2 protein-coding genes are annotated in these 5,773 nt (G+C 44.4%); both read right to left on the bottom strand.

Annotation, left to right across the window (positions count from 1 at the left end; all coding sequences use genetic code 11):
- Window positions 1–206: 206 nt before the first annotated feature.
- On the bottom strand, window positions 207–1,463 hold the full coding sequence (locus tag E1163_RS08980) for an efflux RND transporter periplasmic adaptor subunit (protein WP_155171104.1): 1,257 nt from the start codon (window positions 1,461–1,463) through the stop codon (window positions 207–209).
- Window positions 1,464–1,500: 37 nt separating this feature from the next.
- On the bottom strand, window positions 1,501–5,773 hold a 4,273-nt coding region (locus E1163_RS08975; RefSeq protein WP_155171103.1), incomplete at its 5' end, for a CusA/CzcA family heavy metal efflux RND transporter.

Raw genomic sequence — 5,773 nt, 5'->3', positions numbered from 1 at the left:
TTTATAAATGCTTTTATTTCTTTCATGTGTATGTGTTTAATTCCAACGGTCACATGGAATTCGCGATAAACTTATTCATACTTGGTTGGTATGTTAAGGACTCTAAGTTTATGCTCATTTCATGTGTTTGTTTTTTATAATTTAATATTTGAGAGTTGGCAGTTAGCAAATGACATTTACCAACTGCCCTTGCCTAATCAACTAAATCAATGACTATGAGAAGTCTGGCTTTTCTTCATTTCAGAGATCAGATAGTAGGCGTTATTCCATGCCACCTGAGCACCGTCAGGAAGTGGCTCCAATAATTTGATCTCTACCCAACCATCTTCGGTGATACCTGTGCGCACTTCTATGGCTTTAAACGCCCATTCGGTCTTTCCGTCTTCTTCATGCGCTTCTGCCATGAAAATGTACGGCTTTCCTTCTTCCTCTATAAGCGCGCTTTCAGGTAAAGCCTTTACAGGGTTATTTCCGGTGCGAATTTTCCCATTGATGTACATGCCGGGAATAAGAAAATCCTCTTTTTGATCTATTTCCGCATGCACATGGACTGCTTTAGGGTTTTGCTCAAACTGCTTCCCGACAGAATAAATTTTGGCAGTTAGGGTATTTCCTGGAACTGACTCCACAGTAAAGGATACTTTTTGTCCTTTTTTCACTTTGTGGACATCCTTTTCAAACACCATCAGGTCAGCATGGATGTGGTCAGTATTGACAATCATAAACATCTCGGTTTGCGGGTCTACATATTGCCCAAGTTGGACTTCCACTTTTTCAATGTAACCATCAATAGGGCTTACTACAGGCACATACTGATAAATATCACCACTTTGGACTTTCTCCACGTTGAGGCTAAGCTGCCTTAACTGTGCTTCGTAGCCCTTCACTTCTCCTTTCATGGCCTGATAGTCCGCCTGAATTTGCTGATAGGTTTTTCCGGAACCCACTTCCTCTTCGTACAACCTTTTCTGCCGTTGGTTTTCCTTCTCCAGAAACTGTAGTTGACTGTATGCCCGCACATAATCTGTCTGAAGTTTGCTTAGGTTTGGGTGTGAGAGATACGCCAACACCTTACCTTTGTTTACTTGATCGCCCTCAATCACCTTGATGGAGGTAACATTAGCGCCCAATATGGCCGTAACAGTTGCTTCATGCTGTGGTGGTACCTCCAACTGGCCGTTGGCTTCCACCACGCCCGAGAGAGCCCGGGTTGGCAGGGTATCTACCTTAATACCCAAACTTTCAAATTTCATATCAGAAAGGTGAAGCTCGGCCATTCCTTCTTCACTATGTTCTCCTTCTTCGCCTTCATGTCCGCCTTCTTCACCTGCGTGTCCAGCCTCGCCCTCATTGTGTTCTTCGTGAGATGCTTCACCGGAGTTCTCAGCCGACTTGCTGCCGCAGCCCGTAAATACCGATACCATAAGTACCAGTGCCACTATATATATGATTTGCTTTTTCATTGTGCTTCTATTTTTATATCTGATGATCAGTTTACTTTTAGTTTGATGTTCTTAAGTAGTATTCCAGTTGGTAGCGGCTATTCAGGTAATTACCAAAGGCATTCCAGGAATCAACTTCTATGCGAATGGCATCCCGGATATTTTGCAGGAAGGTGACATAATCTATAGCCCCTTCCCGGTAAGCCAAAATAGCTCCGTCCCGTTGCTCTTCAGCCAGCGGGAGTGCTTCATCCAGGTAGTAGTTCCATGAATTCAGCCACTTCAGGTATTGTTCTCTCATGTCCTGATAGGCGGCATTCAGTTCCAACTGGTTTTGTCGCAGGTTTTGACCAGCAATATCCCGTTGGATTTTGGCCGACTGTGTCCTGCCCAGCTCAGGGCCAAAGAGCAATGGTATTCTGACACCTACCTGGTACTGATAAAATCCAGATTGCCCGGCAATCTGCTGTCGCCCATACTGCCCCTGTAATTGAGGCAAGAACTGCGAACGCCTCTCTTTTATGGTGGCATCCGCTACATCTACCTGTTGCTTTGATACATTCAGCAAAGGATGGTTCATCAATGAATCAGCTACATAATTGAGCGGTTCGTCCAATTGACTGGTTGGGACATCCGGTACGGTATACAACGTATCATTGGCAAACCAAAGGTTCAGGCGCTGTAAGGCACTCAGATAATCCCGATATGCCTGCTCTTTTTGTATCTGTACCTGATTGGCCTGGTTGGAAGTAGCCAGATATTCCAGTTTAGATGTGGCTTCCGTTTCCAAGCGAATCCTGGCCGCTCTTTCAATATCTGCAAATACCGAATCCAACTGTTCATAAACCTGGTAGTTGTTTTTGGTAGCATATACCATGGCCCAAGCCTGGCTTACTTCCCGCTCCAGTTCAATGACGGATAGGTCAAGTGCCTTCTCGGCAAGTGCTACCCGTTCTTTTTGCAATTTCAGCCTTGGGGCTATTCCAAACACATCTATCTGTTGTTGTTGAATTCCAAATTGTGTGTAAACTCCATCAGAGCCATTGCCCACTTCTTCCTTTCCGGTAAATACCTGCGTATTCCCAAAGTCCCAGGCTGTTTTCTTAAGCACTTCCTGGTTTTCTATCTCTAGTCTTGCCGATTGGATTTTCGGATAGCTTTCTACCGCACGTTTTCTGGCCTGCTCCAGCGTGATCGTTGGCAAACTGTCTTGTGGTTGTTGTTGGTTTTGGGCATTGGCCAAGGCAGGCAGCCCGAATAGACCTCCACAAACCAGCAGTACAATAATCACGTTGGCATTTGGCCCTTTCAGGCTTTTTCTTTTGTCACTTCTGCTTTCCACAAAAGTGTAAAGTACCGGAAGCACCACCAATGTAAGCAGTGTAGCTGTAAGCATTCCACCAATTACCACTGTGGCTAACGGCCTTTGTACCTCAGCTCCGGCAGAACCTGAAAATGCCATCGGCAAGAAGCCGAATATATCTGTAGTAGCCGTAAGCATGATCGGCCTGATCCTTTCTTTGGTACCGGTAAGAATGCGGTCTCTGATGCTGGTGACCCCTTCTTCCTTTAGGGAATTGAATCGGTTGATCAGTACCAGCCCATTTAACACTGCTACCCCAAATAGAACGATAAAGCCTACACCTGCCGAAATACTAAATGGCATCCCGCGCAACCATAGCGCAAAAACACCTCCAATGGCAGCCAGGGGAATGGCCATATAAATCATAATAGATTGTGAAAATGACTGTAGGGCAAAATATAGCAGCACAAAGATTAGGAAGAGTGCGATAGGCACAACGATCTGCAGCCTGCTTTTGGCCCGTTGAAGATTTTCAAATTCACCTCCATAAGTGATATAGTAACCGGGTGCGAGATCAAGCTCTGCATCTAATTTTTCTTGTATATCCGTTACTACTGACTCTACATCACGCCCTCTGGTATTGACACCCACATAGGTCCTGCGGAAAGTATTATCACGGGAAATCTGCATGGGGCCTGGCACATAATTAATGTCAGCTACTTCTTTAATAGGTACTTGTGTACCATCGGGCAGGTCAATATATAAGGTACGTAAGTCATCAATGCTCCTTCGGTGTTTTTCATCAAAGCGGATGACCATATCAAATCGCTTTTCTCCTTCAAAAATCACCCCGGCTACTCCTCCGGCAAAAGCGGCACTCACGTATTCGTTCAGCTTTTGAATGTCCAGTCCATACTGGGCAATCTTTTTACGGTTGTAACGAACGGTCATTTGAGGTAAACCAGAAGTTCGTTCCGGATTTACATCACCCACACCTGGAATAGTCTGGATTATTTCCGCCATTTGCTCAGCTTTTTGGGCAAGTACATCTAAATCTTCACCATAGAGTTTGACAGCTACATCTTCACGCACGCCAGTCAACAACTCATTAAAACGAAGCTCTACAGGCTGGCTGAAAACAAGGTTGACACCCGTCAGTTTTTCATCCAGCATTTCCTTTATCTCTGCAATGAGTTCTTCTTTTGTTTCTACTGTTGTCCATTTGTCCATATCCTTTTCCAGGATGATAAACATATCGGCTATGTCCATCGGCATGGGGTCGGTAGGAATATCGGCTACACCGATTCTGGCTACAGCAGTTTTTATTTCAGGAAAGTTGTCCAGAAGAAGCGTTTCAATTTTAGTAGAAACATCAATGGCTTCACTCAATCCGCTTCCAGGACGTATCAAAGCCTGCATGGCGATATCCCCTTCATCCAGCTGGGGTACAAATTCTCCGCCCATACGTGAAAAAATGAATCCTGAAAGCCCTAGTAACACAATAGCCACAATGATGACAATGGTCTTGAACCTTAAAGCACCTTTAAGCAATGGCAAATAAGCCCATTGGATTCCCCCAATAATTTTATCACTGACTTTTTCCAGCCAGCGTTCAAACTTCCCAAACCAGTTCTTTTTGTTCTGGATGGGCTTCATAAATAAAGCTGACATCATAGGAACGTAAGTGAGGCAAAGGATAATGGCACCTATCATGGCAAAACCGAAGGTATAGGCCATAGGCTGGAACATTTTACCCTCAACCCCGGTGAGGAAAAGGATAGGAGCGAAAACAATCAGAATGATTATCTGTCCAAAAAATGCTGATCCCATCATGGTACTTCCGGCATCATAAGCCACTTCATCCATTACGCCCTGATTGAATTTGATTTTACCCGAGCGGATCCGCTTCTGTATCTCGTATACCGTACCTTCAATAATGATCACTGCCCCATCAATGATAATCCCAAAGTCAATAGCCCCCAGGCTCATCAGATTGGCCCATACATTAAATTGCTTCATCAGAATAAAGGCAAATAGCAGGGAAAGAGGAATGGTGGTAGCAGTGATTATACCCCCACGAACACTCCCCAGTAATATTACAAGGGCGAATATCACAATGAGTGCTCCTTCCAAAAGATTTGTTTTTACTGTGCTGGTAGTTCTTTCAATCAGGGAACTACGATCAAGAAATGGTTTTATTTCCAAGCCTTCAGGCAAAGACTTCTGCACTTTTTCCATGCGCTCCTGCACATTCTGGATCACCGAGTTAGGGTTTGACCCTTTCAACATTAACACCATTCCACCTACAGCTTCTTGGCCATCCTGGGTGAATGCTCCATAGCGAACCTGATTTCCAAAATGCACCTTTTCAGCTACATCGCCAATAGTGATAGGAATGTTGTTTTCATTCCGTACCAGAATATCCCGAATGTCGTCAAGCGAACGCACAAGACCTTCTCCACGAATGAAGTTGGCCATGTTGTTTTTCTCTATATAAGCCCCTCCAGTATTTACATTATTACGCTGAAGGGCTTCAAAAACTTCTGAGATGGATACATTAAGAGCATTAAGTTTTTCTGGATTGATAGCGATTTCATATTGCTTGATCTTTCCACCAAAGGCATTGACATCCACCACACCATCTACTAATGTCATTTGCCGTTTTACTATCCAGTCTTGAATGGTTCGCAACTCTGTAGGGGTATAGACTGTATCATATCCTGGCTTAGGCTTGATGGTATATTGGTAGATTTCACCGAGTCCCGTGGTTATAGGCCCCATAGACGGGCTGCCAAATTTCTCAGGGATTTTATCCCTTACCTCATTAAGCTTTTCCTGCACCAGTTGCCGGGGTTTGTATATCCCCATATCGTCTTCAAATACGATAGTAACCACGGAAAGACCGAAACGGGATACTGAACGGATTTCTGTAACGCCCGGCAGATTTCCCATGGCTAATTCCACAGGGTAAGTGACGAATTGTTCTATATCTTCTGTGGCCAGGTTTTGAGATACAGTCATTACCTGC

It is taken from the genome of Fulvivirga kasyanovii, assembly GCF_009711405.1.
Classification (GTDB): domain Bacteria; phylum Bacteroidota; class Bacteroidia; order Cytophagales; family Cyclobacteriaceae; genus Fulvivirga; species Fulvivirga kasyanovii.
Note: the sequence above shows the minus strand (reverse complement) of the source record. Positions and strands in the feature narration are given on the sequence as shown.

What these genes read in the sequence shown, in the direction of transcription:
- E1163_RS08980 (WP_155171104.1), bottom strand. Translation starts at nt 1,463, where the DNA reads ATGAAAAAGCAAATCATATATATAGTGGCACTGGTACTTATGGTATCG.